This is a genomic window from Streptomyces sp. NPDC049887 (genome assembly GCF_040656535.1).
In the GTDB taxonomy this organism is placed as follows: Bacteria; Actinomycetota; Actinomycetes; order Streptomycetales; family Streptomycetaceae; genus Streptomyces.
Genome location: NZ_JBFAMM010000015.1, coordinates 102,629 through 118,277 on the forward strand (window position 1 = coordinate 102,629; position 15,649 = coordinate 118,277).

The following is a 15,649-nucleotide window of genomic DNA, read 5'->3' on the forward strand; positions in this document are numbered from 1 at the left end:
CCTTCCCCGCGGGCCGTCTGCCGCCGGCGGAGATCGCGGGCGGGTCCGGGTGCCCGCTGCTCGTCGTCACGCTCCTCCCCCCGGGGATCGACCTCCGGCGGCGTCCGGAGGACTTCCCGGCGACGGTGCCCGCGCTCGTCGTCACGTACGGCTGCTGCGATGTGCTCGACGCGCCGTACGGCCCGAACACGCCTGTCTCGTCCCGGAGGGTGCCTCGCGCTCCCTTCACTCCCCCGAAGGCGGTGTTCCGTCCCGGCTGGGACCGACCGCGGCACCCCGCCCCGCGGGGCACCGCGCACCACGCGGTCTCCCTGAACACCACGGCCGGGCGCGCCTCGTGGACCGTGCGCTCCACCGGGGCCGGGAGACCCGCCGGCGCCGCCGGACGGTGTCCCGCGGGTCAGGAGACCGCCTCCTTCGCGCGCTCGGGCGCGCCGGCGGTGGCGACGGGATCGGCGAGGTCGTCACCGGCCGGTCGTCCCAGCAGCAACGTCAGCAGCGGGCCCGCCATCGCGGTCGTCACCACGGCCATGACGACCATGAGCGAGTACAGGTCCTGCCGGATGAAGCCCAGTTGCAGTCCCACGTTCAGGACGACGAGTTCCGTCAGGCCGCGGGTGTTCATCAGCGTGGCAAGCGCGGCGGACTGCCTCACGGGCATCCGGTTGACGCGGGCGGCGGCGTACGCACCGACGAACTTTCCGCCCACCGCCACGAGCAGGATCAGCCCCAGGTCGCCGAGCATCCCGGCGTCGAGCCCCGACAGGTCCACCTTCAGGCCGGCGACGAGGAAGAACACGGGCAGCAGCAGAGTGCCGCTCATCTGGCCGAGACGGTCGTGCACCTCACGGCGGAGCCGTTCGGTGCCGGTGCGCGGAAGGACGATGCCGAAGAGGAACGCGCCGAAGATGTAGTGCAGGCCCAGCCACTCCGCCGTGGCGGCGGAGAGCAGCAGTCCGGCGAGGACACCCGCGAGGACGGTGGGGGTGAGGCGGAGCGGGCCGCGCCGGCCCGCCAGCCGGCGCAGCACCGGACGCAGCAGGAACAGCATGCCGAGCATGTACGGGAGGGCGAGCAGGATCCGCCACTGTTCGGGGCCCGTCGAACCGGTGAGCGCGACCACGCCGGCGAGCACGGACCAGGCGAGGACGTCGTCGATCGAGGCGCAGGCGAGGGCCACGACCCCGAGCGGGGTGCGGGTCATGCCCCGGTCGGTGAGTATGCGGGCCAGCACCGGGAACGCGGTGATCGACATGGCGATGCCCATGAAGAGCGTGAACGCCGCCCTGTCGCCCGTACCGTGGTCCTGCATCAGGTGGACGGCCAGCACCGCGCCGAGGCCGAACGGAAGGATGATGGAAACGATCGACACGGTGGGTGCGATGGCACCGCTTCCGCGGATGAGGGCCGCGTCCCACTCCAGCCCGACGATGAACATGAAGACGGCGACACCGATCGTGGCCAGCGCACCCAGCAACGGCCTTGTGTCCTGCGGGAACAGGGCGTCGGTTATCGCCCCGTGGAAGAAGGTCGGCCCCAGTGCGACTCCGGCGAGGACCTCGCCGACGACCGCCGGCTGGCCCAGCCGACGGGCCAGTGCTCCGAGCAGCCGCGCCAGGAGCACCATTGCGGCGAGGCCGACCAGGAGCGAGGTCGTTTGGTGTGCGGTCATGGCGTCTCCGTCCGTCGAGGTCCGGCCCCTGGGCCTGCGCGGCGCGTGGCTGGGCCGGAAAGGAACAGGCATCCCGCGTTCCCGGCCTGTTCCCGGACGAAGTACCCGAGCGCGAGTGCGCTCGTCCTGGCGAGAGCCTCTGTCGTTGACTTCCTCGTGACGGAGCCGCGGGATTCCCGGATGCACGACCCTGCGTCCCGGCAACCGGTGAACCTGATGTCACACCGATTCTTGTGAACGCCCATGAGGCCCGGTAGTGCCGACATCACCGATTGCGTATGAAGAAGCCGCCCGTTGACCGGACATGAAGATCTCACACCGGCATGAGGAACGCATACGGCGCCCGGGCCCGGCCGGCACCGGACCGCCCGCCCCCGCCCCGTCGACGGGCACCATCACGACCGGAGTCCGGGCCGGAGCGGTCCCGGTGACCGGACGGAGCGTGGTTGCGGGCGCGGGACGAGGCGCTCCGGCCGGTCGCGCGGGGACGGCCGAGGCCGCCCCTGGCTACGCCTTCCGTGCGTCGACGAGCTGGTCCAGCTCGCGCATGGCCTCGGCGTGGGCACTCATCCGGCGGCTCACACTGCCGCTCGTGAAGAGCCCGACACCGGCCACCGACACCGGTACGGAAAGTCCGAGCACGGCCAGGGCCTCAGGCCAGTCCCGTTCGTTCTGGCACCGATATCCCCTCCGCAGCCCCCCGTTGGCCGTACCGTCCTCGGTCAGCAACCGCGACTCACACCTCGCGGGGTGCTGGTCGTCGGGCTCCTCGTCGACGGTGTAGGGCGTGAGCAGCAGCAGGGCGCACCATGCCCACTGAAGGGCCGCGACAGCCAACAGCCCGATCCCCCAGGCGCGTATCCGGGCGGCCCTGTCGCGGAAGTCGAGATCGTACTCACGTGAACGCATGGCGGACGAATCTACCAGCGGGTTCCCGCGCCATCAGCGCGCTCCGGCTCCGCCGAACGCGGCGGATCGGCACACCAGTGCCACCGTCCGCTCGGCTCCCGGCCCCGGTGGGCCGGCGTCGCCGTCCACCTCCGCACCTGCGAATCCGCGTTCCACCGGGAGACCAACGCCGCACTGCTCCCCGGACCTGACTCGTCCCGTATCTGACGTATCCGCGGCTGCTGTTCACCGCGGTGTGTCGCAGCTTCCCGCCATCACACGTCCGTTGGGGCGCGCGGTGTCCCTCGAGCTGTCCGCGCAGCATCCCCTCGGCCGGGCCGTGACCTGGTGGGGTGTGCCCTCGTGCACTGCCGAGCGCGGCGTTGCCAAGGCGGTCCTCGGCAGCCGCGGCAAGCGGGCGCCGTTCGAGGCGGTCCCCGCCCGGGCCGTGAATCCGCGGCTTCTCCGCGTTCACCGGGGAGGACGGGTTCGTCCTCCTGCCGGGGACCCGGCTGAAGGTGACGGACGTCGGGGTCGAACGCGGCGGCCTGCGCACCGTGCGACTGACGGCTGGGCGAACCGCCTCCGGTGTCCTGAACGCGCGCCGGGCGGATACGTCGCTGCCCCGGAGGGCCGGCAGCAGGGCACCGGACCGGCCTTCCGCCCCACGCTCAGCCGATGCCCTGGCGGTCGGGTTGAAGTGCGAAGACGCGCTCGGCCGCCTCGGGCAGCGTCCGCTCCAGGGCCTGCACCAGAAGCGCCCGGTGCCGTACCAGCGGGGCGCGCCGTTCCTCCGGCACCAGCCGCAGCAGATCGTCGATGCCGGCCAGCATCCGCCGGGAGACCTGCGGGCTTGCCGTGGCGCACCCGCGGATCTCGGTGAGCCCGAGATCGACGAGATCGGTCCAGCCGGGGACGTTCTGCACCAGCCGCACGACCCCCTTGCGGTCCCGGTGGTGCACCGCGCCCAGGGGGCGTACGGCGACCGCCGCGAGGAACTCCACGATCCGGTCGAGGCACTGCACGGCGGTGGTCGGATCGTTCACGGCGGGCGACAGCGCCCGAAGCGCGATGTCGGACAGCTGCCGCAGTCCGAAGCCGAGGTCCTGGTGGAAGGTGCGCTCCACCCCGACCGACACACTGTGCCGCAGCGCCGACCGGGCGGGCACGCGCGGCCCGTGCACCGCGAGCACGGGCGTACCGGGCACCACGTGATCCCCGATCCGGGGGATGAGCCGCAGCACCACGCCGTTCCGCCGTGCGACACGCACCAGCCGTGCGATGTGCACGTCCCGCAGTACACCGGCACGCCCCTGGTGGCTCATGCGCGCGATCTCGGGCGCCAGAGGCGCCCCGTCGGGCCCTTGCACGGGCATCCTCGCCACCTCCCCGAGCGACTCCTTGTTGATCCGCTCCACGACGGGCCCGACCTTCATCAGCTGCAGCGTCTGGGTGACGTACGCGATGAACAGCACCAGGCTGAGCACGACCAGGACGACGGTCAGGGCGCTCTGCACCACCGGCACGGTCATGACGTTCCGCGGGTCGGCCTCGCCCTCGTACGAGGTGAGGACCAGCAGCGACAGCAGGAACGTCGCGAGGAACACCGCGAAGGTGAGCTTGCTGATCCTGCTCCGGATGAAGATCCGCACGATACGGGGTGTGAAGTTCCCGGCGGCCATCTGGACGGCGACCAGCGAGATGCTGAAGACAACGCCGATGAAGGTCATCATCGCCGCGCTGACGGTGGTGACGATGGTCCGGGCGTCCTCCGCGACGGCCATCAGCCGACGGATGCCCTCGAGGTCCCCGTCCTCCCTCAGCGCGTCCACGATCGCGGCATCGAGGGTGTCGGCGACACCCCAGAGCAGCAGGACGAGCGTCAGGGCCGTGGTGGGTGCGAACCAGAAGGTGTCGCGCAGATGCTCCCGAAGCGGCGACAGTGCACGCGGCCTGCGATGACGAAGTTCACGGCTCACGCCGTGAGGCTAGACGACGACATACGCCACGTGCGCGCGCGATCACTCTCCGTGCGTCGGGTTCCGGTGGGCGCGAGAGACGGGCAGATGGGGCGGCTCCTTCCCCGCCCCACCCCACTGACCACGGAAAATGCGGTTCGGAGGCACCCCGAACCCCTGGTAGAGTTGTCCATGTCGCCGCGGGGAACACCCCGGGGCCGACTGCACACCTGGTCCGGGTGGCGGAATGGCAGACGCGCTAGCTTGAGGTGCTAGTGCCCTTTATCGGGCGTGGGGGTTCAAGTCCCCCCTCGGACACAACCACTGACGATACGGATTCGAGGGCCTCGACCTTACGGTTGCGGTCCTCGTTTCGTGTTCGTAGCTGATGGTGATGCCGAGGGCTTCGTAGAGTGGCCCTTTTGTGTCGGTGCTGGCTGCGTGAATGTGTTGTGCGATGTCGCCGAGGCTGTCCGTGAGCTGTCGGATGCGGTGTGCGTCGAGTGGTGGCTCCTTGTGTCGGTTCGCGTGAGGGAGCGTGTCGAGCTGCTTCTGGGCGCTTTCCTTGTCTCGGTGAGCTTCGTTGATCCATTGGGTGACGACGGCGGGGTCGGCGCCGGCGTCGAGGGCGGCGTGGTAGCGGGCGAGGCGGCGGTCGCAGTCCTTGATCGCTTTGCGGGCTTGGGCCTGCTCGGGTGTCTGCGACTCGGCGGCGCTTGCGGCGGCGCTGGCCTGGGCCAGGGCTTGGATCGTGGCGGTGAGCCGGTCGGGTGCGAAGGCGCGAACGATCCACTGGTCCAGGGCCTGGCACACGATGTCTTCCCGCAGGTACACAGTGCGGGGGTGGTCGAGGCCGGGGTGGAGTGCTGCTTCGTGCTCGGTGAACTGGCACCGGTAGTAGACGCGGTCGCGAATGGTCGCGGGCTGCATCTTCCGCCCGCACAGCGTGCAGCGGACGCGGCCGCGCAGCGCGTAGGGGCGGGCGCTGGGTTTTGCGGCTCGTTCCTGTCGTCCCTGGTTGCGGGCTCGCTGTTTGCGGAGGGCTTGGACGGCGTCGAAACGGTCGGGGCTGATGATCGCTTCGTGGGCGGGTTCGTTGGAGCGGATCCACTTCTCGGTGGGGTTGTGTGTCATGCGGGTGGTGTGGCCGAGGGTGACGTCGTCGATGTCGAGGAGGCGTTCTTCCTTGCGCTGTTTGTTCCAGACCTCGTAGCCGGTGTAGCGGGGGTTGAGCAGGATCGCTCTCACTGCACCCTGCTGCCATGCGACTTTCGCCCGGTGGGGGTTGCGGTCCGGGTCGTGAGCCGAAGGGCAGGGGACTCCGTCGCGGGTGAGGCGGGCGGCGATGCCCTTGTCGCTGAGGCCCTCGAGGTACAGGGAGAAGATCTGCTGGACGACGGGCGCGGCGGTGGGATCGGGTTCGAGTCTGTGGATGCGCTGGCCGGCGGCGGCCTTGGCCGGGTTCGGATGTGGTCCGGCGTCGGCGATGCGGTACCCGTACGGTGGGCGTCCGCCGAGGTAGCGGCCCTGTAGTTGGGCCTGGGAACTCATGGCTGTCCGTACCCGGATCTTGATGCGGTTGCGTTCTCCCTTGCTCATGCCGCCGAAGACGGACATGACGAGGTCGTGGGCCTCGTTGTCCGGGTCGATGGGGCCGCCGACCTCGGGCACCCACAGTGGGATGCGGAAGTGGATGAAGACGGGGAAGGTGTTGCCGAACTGGTTCCCGTAGAAGGTGCGTTGGGGCTCACCGATCACGACCGCGTCGAACCCGCGTCCAGGGTCACGGAGGGCTTTGAGGAGTTCGTTGGCGCGGGGGCGGCGCTGCCAGGGCAGGGCGCGGCTGTGGCCGATGTCGAAGTACTCGGCGACGATGTGGCCCTCGGCGGGTTCGATCAGGGCGCGGGCGCGGGTGAGCTGCCAGTTCCGTGAGGCTTCGGGGTCTTGAAGGTCCTCGGTTGAGCAGCGTCCGGCGAAGGCGAAACGGATCACGAGCGCTGAGACCTCCACGGCGGTTCGGTGCAGCGGTTGGGATACGTGAGTTGATGGCGTTCTGTCCTACCCGGAGGGGCCGAGAAGCGCCAGCGGACCCTCAGCCCTGTGGTGCACTGCCGCCTGCTCTCGGACAAGCCTGACTCGGGTCGCCGCCAAGTACGCGAAGGAAATCCAAAAGGCTGGTGGCGACGGACTCGGTCACGAGAGGCGGCTCAGCAGGGAGGGCTACGTCGACCTCCCCGGGGTTACCTGCACCGGATCGGTGCTCAGGTGCGTGCCCGGTCATGCTCTTTGGCTCCGTGCGGTTGCTGCTGACATGACCTTCATGGAGGTGTCGTACGGCAGATTTGTCGCGCTCAGGGGATTCCGCGCTACACGGGCCGTGGTGCGTGCCTGCTGTGTCGAATCACCACAAGCGAAAAGCCTAATGGCAGGTGGGAAGTACGAAACTGATCTTTGATCTGTGGTTAAACGGGTGTGGCCAGCCTCGGTCGGAGCCGAGACGAACCCTGCCCTTGGCCAGGCTTGTGCGGTCCACGCCCCGGGCAGAGAGCTCGCATGGTTGATCTGACCGAGGTATGGGCCACCCACGTCGCGGAGGCCGAGCTCAGCAGCACGCTTCCACGGAGGTGGGCACATACGCAGGGAGTGGCCAAACGCGCGGTCAAAGTAGGTCAGGTTCTCGGCGAGGACGCCGGCCTCCTCGTCGCTGCCGCCACGCTGCACGACGTCGGGTACGCGCCACGGCTGGCCGTGACGGGGTTCCATCCACTGGACGGAGCGCGGTTCCTTCGGGACGAGCATGGGGCTGACGAGCGGTTGGTACGGCTGGTGGCCAACCACTCGTTCGCGCTTCTGGAAGCCGAGGAGCGGGGGCTGCGGGGGGAACTCGCGAGCGAGTTCCCCCTGCTGGAGGAGCGTCTGCTGGTGGACGCGCTCGTGTACTGCGACATGACGACCACTCCCGACGGCGGCCCTACGACTGCCGAGGAGCGTGTCGCAGAGATTCTTGGTCGATACGGAGACGACAGTGTGGTCGGGCGGTTCATCCGCCGGGCCGCTCCGGAGATCTTCGGCGCTGTGGGGCGGGTGGAGGCCGTCCTGGCGGCTCAGCCGAGGTAGGGGTAGGTGCCGGCGAGGTAGTCACCGATCTGTTGGCGCATGCTGGGGTGGATGTCGTACTGGTCCAGGTCGGTCGGGTGGATGAAGCGGACGCCGTCGGCCTCGTCGTTGATCGTAGGTGCCCCGCCGATGGGGCTGCCGATGTAGGTGTTCTCGTACTGCTGGCGGATCTCGCCGTCGGTGTAGGCGACGATGTGGTTCGGGTTGGTGTAGACGCCGAGGAAGCCGGTGATCTCGGCGATGATGCCGGTTTCCTCCAAGCACTCGCGGACGGCGCACTGGGCCGCGGTTTCGCCGATGTCCTGGGCCCCGCCGGGGAGCGCCCATTGGCCGGTGTCGCGGCGGCGCTGGAGGAGGATCGCGCCGGTCTCGTCGACGACGAGCAGGTTGCTGGCCGGAATGAGGGTGTTCGCCTTCGGGGCGGTGGGGTCGTTGTAGTACTCAGTCCTGCCCATGGTCGGCGGTCCTCTCCTGGTCGGGTGCCCATGGCCGCGCAGCGGCCCAGACGGCGTCGAAGCTCTGAGCGTAGTTGTCGAACCACCCTGTGCCGTCCGCCTTCTTGAGGTGGAGGAGGGGGTTGGCGCTGGCCGGTTGTCCCCAGATGTGGGGGTTGACGAGCAGGTTGTCGTCGTAGCGGAACATGGACGTGTAGAGGGTGGTGTCGTGGAGCCGTACGGCGCACCCTGGGTCGCCCAGCAGGGGCCGGTAGTACGTCAGTGAGGCGCGGATCTTGGCGGCGAGGGTGTCGCCGATTCCCTCCTCGCGGCCCCGGATGGCGACTGCCTGCCCGTCAGGGTCACCGAAGCACAGGCGCACCCGCACTCCCTCGGCAGCACGTTCGGAGAGCATCTTGGCGACGTGGGGGTTGGACTGGGCGAAGAAGGTGCCGGAGAAGACGAGGACGCCGATCTCGTGCCGAGCCTCTCGCAGCAGCGCGAGCCAGACGTCCCGGGGCACGCTGGCCCTGTTCTGGTAGGTGCCGACCAGTTCGGTACCTAACCCGTCCCGCGGCTGGCCGGGGCGCTTGGATGGCTCGGGCCAGAGGAAGGTCTCTTCCACGCGCAGGTGTCGCGCGACGCGGAAGCGGTGCCGGGCATGGGGAATCCGCCCGCCCAGCCACCGGCTCACCGTTTTGGGATCTACCTCGCAGACCTCGGCAAGCGAGTCGGGCGAGACTCCGCGTTGGCCGAGCACAGTGCGCAGTCGGTCGTTCACAGCAACCATCGAATCGGCGCACCGCGTGATCGCGCAAGGACGTTTTGGGACGCGGTGGCTGAAGCGGAACCTCGCCGACTGCCTACTCTGGCGACATGGAGCTCTTCGTCCTGTGGGACATCGACCACACCCTCATCGAGAACGCGGGGGTGAGCAAGGAGATCTACGCTGCTGCCTTCGCTGCCCTGTCGGGGCGCGAGCCCACGGAGCCGGCGCGTACCAAGGGGCGTACGGATCGACTGATCATGCGCGACATGTTCGTCCGCGAAGGGCTGCCCGTACCTGCCTGGCACTTCATCGAGACCGCGCTGGCCCAGGCGGGAGAAGCGCGCCTGGAGGAGTTGCGCAGGCGCGGGACCGCCCTGCCCGGCGCCGATACGGCGCTGAAGGCCGCCTCCGCTCAGAGCGGTTGGATCTCCTCCGTCCTCACCGGCAACATCGCCGCAAACGCCCGTGTGAAGCTGTCCGCGTTCGGCCTCGACCCACTGCTGGATCTACCGGTGGGCGCCTACGGAGCGGACGCTGAACTCCGTCCCCATTTGGTCGCTGCCGCCCGCGAGCGCGCGCAGCGGCTTCATGGTGTTCCAGCTGACGTCCCCACGGTCCTGGTGGGAGACACTCCCCGTGACGTGGAAGCAGCTCTGACCACGGGCTCCGGGATCCTCGCCGTCGCCTCCGGCATCCACACGCCGGAGGAACTGACCGCGGCCGGCGCTGCTCACGTCCTGCCCGACCTGTCGGACACGAAGCGCGTCCTCGGCATCCTGGAGTCCTTCGCCGGCCACTGAAAACGTCCCAGGACGTCCTCAGACCGTCCCTGAACGCGGTGCCGCGGTCCCCAGGCAGAAAGCCACTATCAGGCTCCCAACAGGCAGTCAGCCGAAGGAGCCGATGTGATCGGGGAAGTCACCGGGATCAGGAAGATCCGAATGCTGTACCTGCAGCTGCTCTACCGCTGCAACTTCACGTGCCTGCACTGCTTCCACGGCAAGCGGCTCCAGTACGCCGACGCGTTCACCGCCGAGGAAGCCGCGAGCCTCCTCACCCTGATGCGGGACGAGTACGGTACGGAGGCCGTGACTCTGCTCGGCGGGGAGCCGTTCGTCCACCGGGACCTCCCGCGGGTCGTCCGCCACGCCAAGGAGGAGCTGGGCCAGCGCGTCGAGATCTGCACCAACGGGTACCGGATCGAGCGCCGCCTGACCGAGATCGCTCCGCACGTGGACATGCTCAGGGTCTCGCTGGAGGGCGTCGGAACGACCAACGACGGCATCCGCAGGCAGGGCAGTTACCAGAGCGCCCTGAACTCGCTCAGTCTGTCGCGGGACCTCGGCGTATCGACGGGCGCGACCATGACCGTCACCTCCCGGAACATCGATGAGGTCCTCCCTCTCGCAAGAGTCTTGGCGCAACTCGGGGTCCGGCAACTCAAGCTCCACCACCTGCGGCCGGTCGGCAACGCCGCCGACCACCCCGAGCTGCTGGTCACCGCCCCCTCCGCCTACGGCCGGCTCCGCGGAGAGCTCGCGTCGGTCGACCTCCCCCTGGAGGTGATCGTCGACGAGGACCTCTCCGAACACGGCGCCCCGCAGGTCTGCGCACCTTCCGACGGTCCTCGCGAGATCGACCGCATCGAGGCCGACCCGCGCGGTGCGCTGACCATGTCCTGCAAGGCCGTGGGCAAGGACGCGCACGCCTTCTGGTACGAGAAGGCGAAAGGCCGCATCGTCCACAAGCCCTCTGCCACAGACGAACTGGCCCTCGCGGTGCCGGACGTGGTGTACGGCCGTGCCTGATCACCCGCGTTTCGAGAGCCTGGAGGGATTACGCGGCACCGGTAAGTCCACCCTGGCGCCGATGCTCGCCGCCGCCCGACAAGCCGTCCTCGTCGCCACCGTCCCGTCCCTCTACCAGCCGCTCAGACACGCGGTGGACGAGCGGACGAACGTCGACGCGCGGATGTGCCTCTACCTTTCCGCGCTGTTCACCGCGGCCGAGGAAATCCAGCACCATCTCGACGCCGGCGTCCCGGTCGTCGTCGAGAGCTACTTCGCCCGGTGCCTCGCCACCCACCGGGCCCTGGGCGCCCATCTCGGTATCACCCTGCCGAGCTGGCTGCCGACACCCGTCACGTACCACCTCGTCTGCGACGACGACGAACGACAGCGCCGCCTCGCTGGACGAAACAAGCCGGCATCGCGGTGGGACGCACTGATCGAGACCGTCACGCACCGGGTGACGGACGCCTATGCCTCGTTCCCGATGCACCGCGTTGATACCACGGGGCGCAGCCCCGACGAGGTCCTCCGCGTGATCACGGACACCGACACGCAAGGAGCGCACTCCCATGCCGACACAGAGCCTGTGGGAGCACACCCTCACCTTCTTCCCACAGTTCCTCGCCACGTTGCGGGAACGCGTCGCCCATGACGCCACCATCGCGGTCGTCGGCGCGAGCGACGGCAAGTTCGTCCTGCCCCTCGCCGCCGCCGGCTACCACGTCGTCGCCGTCGAACGCGACTCGGTCGCCCTGCACGGGGGCGACGTCCACCTCCCGGGTGACAGCCAGGCACACGCGTTGGGCCTGATCGATCGACTGAAGCTCGAAGAACTCCACGAACGCGTACAGGTCGTTGAGGACGACTTCCTCGACGGCGAACCCCTGGGCCTGCAGTGCGAGGCGGTCTGGACGAGCTGCTCGTGGCACTACAGTGCCAACCACCACCGCCCGCTCGCCGAGTTCGTCGACCGCATGCAGCGCCTGGTCCGCCCGGGCGGTGTGTTCGGCGCGGAGTTCATGATGCCCGTCGAAAGACGCCACCACATGATCGAGCACTACACCTCTCCCGAGCGCCTTCGCTACCACTTCCTCGGCGACTGGGAGGTCCTGCTCACCCTGCGCACGACCGAGTTCACCGAGCGGCCCCACGTCGGTCAGCTGCACGACCACACCCACCGCATGGGCCTGCTCATTGCAGCCCGGATGTCCGCCCTCACCGACCACTTCTGAGAGAGGAAACCCATGAAGCACGAGTACGAGGCGAAGTTCCTGGCCGTCGACGCCGCAGGCCTCCAGGCCAAGCTGACTGCCCTCGGCGCCGTCCAGGCGTTCCCCCGCACGCTCCTCACCCGCAAGATCTTCGAGAACGACTCCCTGGATGGCGGGGCCTGGATTCGGCTGCGTGACGAGGGCACCCGCTCGACGCTCACGCTCAAGCAGGTCACCGACGCCACGACGATCGACGGCACCAAGGAGATCGAGACCGTGGTCGCCGACCTACATGCCATGGCCGACATCCTGCGCCGGGTCGGCCTTACCGAGGTGCGCTACCAGGAGAACTACCGCGAGGAGTGGCGCCTGGGCGAGGTCGCCTTCGACTTCGACTCCTGGCCCGACCTTCCCACCTTCCTGGAGATCGAGGGGCCCGACGAGGCGTCGGTGCGGCAGGCCGCCGCGCTGCTGGACCTCGACTACTCCGAAGCCCGGTTCGGCAGCGTCGACGAGATCTACAAGAGCGAGGCCGGCCGCGACATCCTCGCCGAGCCCACCCTCCTGTTCTCCGACGCCGAGAAGCAAGAGGGCGCTGCTACGGCGGTCCCGAACCATTGATGACGGAGGCGGACGAGCAATGCTGATGGAAGTCGCCTTACAGCACAGGGTGATCCCTGGTATCGCCGAGTTCGCCCGCGGAGGACTGCCCGCACCGGCGGCCACCGACGACGGCAACGAATGGGTCGACGGATTCTGCTGGCTCTACTGCGGGCAGCGGTGGACGCGCGTCCTGTGGATCGGCCCCGCCAGAGTCGCCGGCGCCCAGGCGCCGATGTACGCGTGCGGCCCCTGCATCCACGAGCTGCAAGAACGGGTCTGGCAGTCCCTCCTCAGCAAGGACCGGCCGGAACGCTCCGCTCGGCCGAGCGAAGCCGCCGCAGTGGGACAGCCGACCTCCGGCAGGAGGACCGGCAAGCATCGGGGCCAGAGCAGGTTCCTCCGCCGAGGCTAAGCCCCCGCCCTGGTCACCCAGGTGCCCCGCCGTCCCCCGCGGCGCGAGCCAACGTGACCAGGGCGGGTCTTGGCATGCACCCCTTCGACCGAGAACTACGCTAGAAAAGGGCCCGTTGCTTCCCCCTACCTGCGGCGCCGGCCCCCCCAGCCAGAGGTTCGAAGGGTTGATTCTCTTCTTCCAGGGCGGCGATGCGCCGTTCCAGCTCCTCTCGGCTGGGTCATGCCCCCTGTGGTGGTGTAGCCGGACCGATCTGGTCGTTGTTGGGGTAGATCTTGTCCATGCTGCCTTCGGGGAGGTAGCGGCGTGGGAAGGCGATCCACTCGTCGTGCATCTCGATGAGCACGGCGGTGGTGAGTCGTTCGAGGGCGTCGGGGTTGGGGAAGATCTGCACGACGTCGGTCCGGCGTTTGATCTCGCGGTTGATCCGCTCCAGCGGGTTGGTCGACTGGATCTTCTTCCAGTGCCGATCAGGGAAGTCCGCGAACGCGGTCAGGTCCTCCTTCGCCTCCAGGAGCATGGCCCTGACTTTGGGGAACTGGCGGCCGAGCATGTCGGCGACGGTGTCGAGCTGGGCCCGGACGGATGCGGCGTCAGGCTGGGCGAAGATCGTGCGGATGGTCGCGGCCACCATTTCCGCGGAGTCCTTCGGGATCATCGCGAAGACGTTGCGCAGGAAGTGAAGCCGTGAAGAATCAACTTGTCGGTGTGTCGGCTTCTTCGCGGGCGGCGGCGAGGAGGTCGGGGGCGGTGCGGTAGCGGGTGGTGGCCGGGGGCGGAAGGAGTCCCCCTTCCGTAAGCAGGGGCCGGATCTCCCGGACGAAGTTCCCGATCGAAGACCTGCTTACGTCCCCCAGCGCATCGGCAAGGACGTCCAGGGTGCACAGTTTCCGCAGGTAGAGGATGGCGACCACGACACGCTCTCGGTCTCCGAGCTTCTGAGGGAAGACGCCGCCGCGGCTGCCTGGCTGGCGATCGGCACCCCGGCGCTGGTAGGAGGCACGTTCGACCTGGGCGGCCTGGCGTGGGGCGAGGCGGCGAGTGAGCTCATCGAGCTGCGCGCGGGACATGCCGGTAAGCCGTGGATGGGACAAGCTCTGCATGATCCGGGTGCGCGTCGGGGTCTGGTCGGTGTCGAGGAAGGCCATCAGCGCGTCCACCGTGGTGAACCGGCTGGAGGCGTATCCGGGCTGATGGCCGTGGTCCTCCAGGACCCGGCGGGTCTCGGCGACGAGGTGGCCGATGCAGGTGGGGGTGACCTCCAGCATGTCGCCCAGCAGCTTCATCGAGCAGACCTGCCGCTGGTAGAGGAGGGTGAGCATCACCCGGGCGGCGTCGTCGAACAGCGGCTTGGCCCGCTGATTGCCGGTGGCCCGCCGGGCCCGTCCACCTCGCTGCTCGCTGTAGCGTTCCTGGGACCGGGCAGCCTGCAGCGGCGCCAACTCGGTGCACAGATCCGCGAGTTCCGTACTACTCATGCCGGTCAGGCGCGGGTCTGCCAGGCGGGCCAGAAGTTCACGGCGCCGGTCGGCGACGCCGCGCGTCTCACTGGCGGGCAGGGCCTGCGGCGCGGAGGACTCGGGCAGCAGGGTGTAGTTCCACTGGCCATGGATTTCGTGCCGGACCAGTGGCAGCGCGGCGAAGCGGTCCTTGCTGATCGCGATGCCGGTGGGGTAGTCGCCGGTATCGAGGTGGGCCTCGACGCGCAGACCGGCCCGGGTGCGGGTGGCTGCGATTGTCTCGATGACGACGTCGTGGCTGGTCAGCGGCCTGCCGCGCCAGTTGTGGGTGATATGGGAGAACAGTCGGTGCTCGATTTTGTTCCATTTACTTGTGCTCGGAGGAAAGTGACACACCGTGATCGTCAGTCCGGTTTCGGCGGCCAGAGCAGCCAGTTCACTCTTCCAGACCCGATAGCGGTAACCGTTGGAGCCGCCCGCGTCCGAGGTGATCAGCAACCGTGACGCCTTCGGGTAGTCCAGGCTGCCGCGACAGCGCCACCAGCGGCGGATGGACTCGACCGCGAAGACCGACGTGTCGTGGTCGACACCGACGTTGACCCAGCCGGTGTTGCGGGCGATGTCGTAGATCCCGTACGGGATCGCCTGCTGAACGTCCGGGCCGCTGAAGAAGAAGTGATGGTCCTCCACCTCGACCGGTTCGCCCCTGGGTCGCCACTCGCGGCCGGCCATGGGCAGCCGTCCGATTTGCTCCCGCTTCTTCGTGTCCACGCTGATCACCGGCTCTCCGTCGGCCTGGTGCTGCTTGACCTGCTCGTTGATATAGCGGAACTGGGCATCCCGGTCGGGATGCTGGGCACCCTCGAGGGTCTTGACGTTCGCCTGCAGGCTGAAGCCCTCCTGCTTGAGCAGCCGACCCACCGTCGGCGCGGACACCGGGTGCCCCTGCCGGGTCAGCTCCTCGGCCAGGTTCCGCAGCGACTTCGTCGTCCACCGCAGCGGAGACTGAGGATCTCCCCGCTCGTCCGGCTCGACCAGGCCCAACAAGGCTTTGAGCAGGGCCGGATCGTTGGCATCGGCCGCTTGCGGCCTCCGCCGGGCGCCCGCACCCGGCCGCCGGGCAGTGGCCCGGCCCCCGCTTCCAGCTCCGACACGCCACGACGCACCGTGGTCTCGCTGACCTGCGCAATCCGCGCCACCGCCCGCACGCCGCCGTGCCCGAGCAGCCGGGCCTCGGTGGCCAAGGCCAGTCGCCGCTGTCGCTCGTTCAGATGCGGCAACAACACCGAAAACCTGCAGTGGAGTTGGGAACGTATTTCCTCCAGAACCGCCATA

Annotated in this window: 13 protein-coding genes, 1 tRNA gene and 2 pseudogenes; 8 read left to right on the forward strand and 8 right to left on the reverse strand. The window is 68.8% G+C overall.

The features are described 5' to 3' along the window. Window positions 1–400: 400 nt before the first annotated feature. From AB0J10_RS19850 to AB0J10_RS19860, 3 genes are all read right to left on the reverse strand, one after another. On the reverse strand, window positions 401–1,672 hold the full coding sequence (locus AB0J10_RS19850; RefSeq protein WP_363063273.1) for a cation:proton antiporter: 1,272 nt from the start codon (window positions 1,670–1,672) through the stop codon (window positions 401–403). 507 nt (window positions 1,673–2,179) lie between these two features. After that, window positions 2,180–2,581 carry a hypothetical protein gene (locus AB0J10_RS19855; protein ID WP_363063275.1) on the reverse strand — a complete coding sequence of 134 codons (402 nt, stop codon included), beginning with the start codon at window positions 2,579–2,581 and terminating at the stop codon, window positions 2,180–2,182. A 650-nt stretch (window positions 2,582–3,231) separates the two neighbouring features. Next, complete coding sequence (locus tag AB0J10_RS19860) at window positions 3,232–4,539, reverse strand: DUF2254 domain-containing protein (protein WP_363063277.1); 1,308 nt, start codon at window positions 4,537–4,539, stop codon at window positions 3,232–3,234. Between the two features lie 212 nt (window positions 4,540–4,751). On the opposite strand from AB0J10_RS19860, the gene AB0J10_RS19865 reads away from it, so the two are divergent. Next, a tRNA-Leu gene (locus AB0J10_RS19865) sits at window positions 4,752–4,836 on the forward strand. Here AB0J10_RS19865 and AB0J10_RS19870 read toward each other — a convergent pair. Further along, window positions 4,801–6,528 (reverse strand): recombinase family protein, encoded by a 1,728-nt coding sequence (locus tag AB0J10_RS19870; RefSeq protein ID WP_363063279.1) that lies wholly within the window; start codon window positions 6,526–6,528, stop codon window positions 4,801–4,803. The two genes, AB0J10_RS19865 and AB0J10_RS19870, sit on opposite strands and share 36 nt — an antisense overlap. A gap of 543 nt (window positions 6,529–7,071) precedes the next feature. On the opposite strand from AB0J10_RS19870, the gene AB0J10_RS19875 reads away from it, so the two are divergent. Beyond that, on the forward strand, window positions 7,072–7,635 hold the full coding sequence (locus AB0J10_RS19875; RefSeq protein WP_363063281.1) for an HD domain-containing protein: 564 nt from the start codon (window positions 7,072–7,074) through the stop codon (window positions 7,633–7,635). Here AB0J10_RS19875 and AB0J10_RS19880 read toward each other — a convergent pair. Continuing rightward, complete coding sequence (locus tag AB0J10_RS19880) at window positions 7,623–8,090, reverse strand: NUDIX domain-containing protein (protein ID WP_363063283.1); 468 nt, start codon at window positions 8,088–8,090, stop codon at window positions 7,623–7,625. The genes AB0J10_RS19875 and AB0J10_RS19880 overlap by 13 nt on opposite strands. Further along, a complete protein-coding gene (locus AB0J10_RS19885) occupies window positions 8,077–8,850 on the reverse strand; it encodes an XRE family transcriptional regulator (RefSeq protein ID WP_363063285.1) in 774 nt (257 codons plus the stop codon). Before AB0J10_RS19885 ends, AB0J10_RS19880 begins: the two co-directional genes overlap by 14 nt. Window positions 8,851–8,945: 95 nt before the next feature. On the opposite strand from AB0J10_RS19885, the gene AB0J10_RS19890 reads away from it, so the two are divergent. From AB0J10_RS19890 to AB0J10_RS19915, 6 genes are all read left to right on the forward strand, one after another. Then, entirely contained in the window at window positions 8,946–9,638 is a 693-nt protein-coding gene (locus AB0J10_RS19890; RefSeq protein ID WP_363063287.1) for a haloacid dehalogenase-like hydrolase, read from the forward strand. A gap of 105 nt (window positions 9,639–9,743) precedes the next feature. Beyond that, on the forward strand, window positions 9,744–10,646 hold the full coding sequence (locus tag AB0J10_RS19895; RefSeq protein WP_363063289.1) for a radical SAM protein: 903 nt from the start codon (window positions 9,744–9,746) through the stop codon (window positions 10,644–10,646). Beyond that, entirely contained in the window at window positions 10,639–11,280 is a 642-nt protein-coding gene (locus AB0J10_RS19900; protein WP_363063291.1) for a hypothetical protein, read from the forward strand. Before AB0J10_RS19895 ends, AB0J10_RS19900 begins: the two co-directional genes overlap by 8 nt. Then, a complete protein-coding gene (locus AB0J10_RS19905; RefSeq protein WP_363063293.1) occupies window positions 11,198–11,860 on the forward strand; it encodes a class I SAM-dependent methyltransferase in 663 nt (220 codons plus the stop codon). Before AB0J10_RS19900 ends, AB0J10_RS19905 begins: the two co-directional genes overlap by 83 nt. 12 nt (window positions 11,861–11,872) lie before the next feature. Beyond that, window positions 11,873–12,460 carry a CYTH domain-containing protein gene (locus AB0J10_RS19910; RefSeq protein WP_363063295.1) on the forward strand — a complete coding sequence of 196 codons (588 nt, stop codon included), beginning with the start codon at window positions 11,873–11,875 and terminating at the stop codon, window positions 12,458–12,460. A 25-nt stretch (window positions 12,461–12,485) separates the two neighbouring features. After that, the gene (locus AB0J10_RS19915; RefSeq protein WP_363063297.1) at window positions 12,486–12,854 is read left to right on the forward strand and encodes a hypothetical protein; all 369 of its coding nucleotides are present in this window, start codon (window positions 12,486–12,488) and stop codon (window positions 12,852–12,854) included. 220 nt (window positions 12,855–13,074) lie between these two features. Here the strand turns inward: AB0J10_RS19915 and AB0J10_RS19920 are convergent. Together AB0J10_RS19920 and AB0J10_RS19925 are read right to left on the reverse strand one after the other, a co-directional pair. Next, window positions 13,075–13,542 (reverse strand): annotated as a pseudogene (locus tag AB0J10_RS19920) (transposase); the annotation flags it as partial. 7 nt (window positions 13,543–13,549) lie between these two features. After that, window positions 13,550–15,648 (reverse strand): annotated as a pseudogene (locus AB0J10_RS19925) (ISAzo13 family transposase). Window position 15,649 lies beyond the last annotated feature (1 nt).

Excerpts from the sequence above, each read along its gene's own strand:
- AB0J10_RS19850 (WP_363063273.1), bottom strand. The coding sequence starts at position 1,672 with ATGACCGCACACCAAACGACCTCGCTCCTGGTCGGCCTCGCCGCAATG.
- AB0J10_RS19855 (WP_363063275.1), bottom strand. The coding sequence starts at position 2,581 with ATGCGTTCACGTGAGTACGATCTCGACTTCCGCGACAGGGCCGCCCGG.
- AB0J10_RS19875 (WP_363063281.1), top strand. The coding sequence starts at position 7,072 with ATGGTTGATCTGACCGAGGTATGGGCCACCCACGTCGCGGAGGCCGAG.
- AB0J10_RS19880 (WP_363063283.1), bottom strand. The coding sequence starts at position 8,090 with ATGGGCAGGACTGAGTACTACAACGACCCCACCGCCCCGAAGGCGAAC.
- AB0J10_RS19890 (WP_363063287.1), top strand. The coding sequence starts at position 8,946 with ATGGAGCTCTTCGTCCTGTGGGACATCGACCACACCCTCATCGAGAAC.
- AB0J10_RS19905 (WP_363063293.1), top strand. The coding sequence starts at position 11,198 with ATGCCGACACAGAGCCTGTGGGAGCACACCCTCACCTTCTTCCCACAG.
- AB0J10_RS19910 (WP_363063295.1), top strand. The coding sequence starts at position 11,873 with ATGAAGCACGAGTACGAGGCGAAGTTCCTGGCCGTCGACGCCGCAGGC.
- AB0J10_RS19915 (WP_363063297.1), top strand. The coding sequence starts at position 12,486 with ATGGAAGTCGCCTTACAGCACAGGGTGATCCCTGGTATCGCCGAGTTC.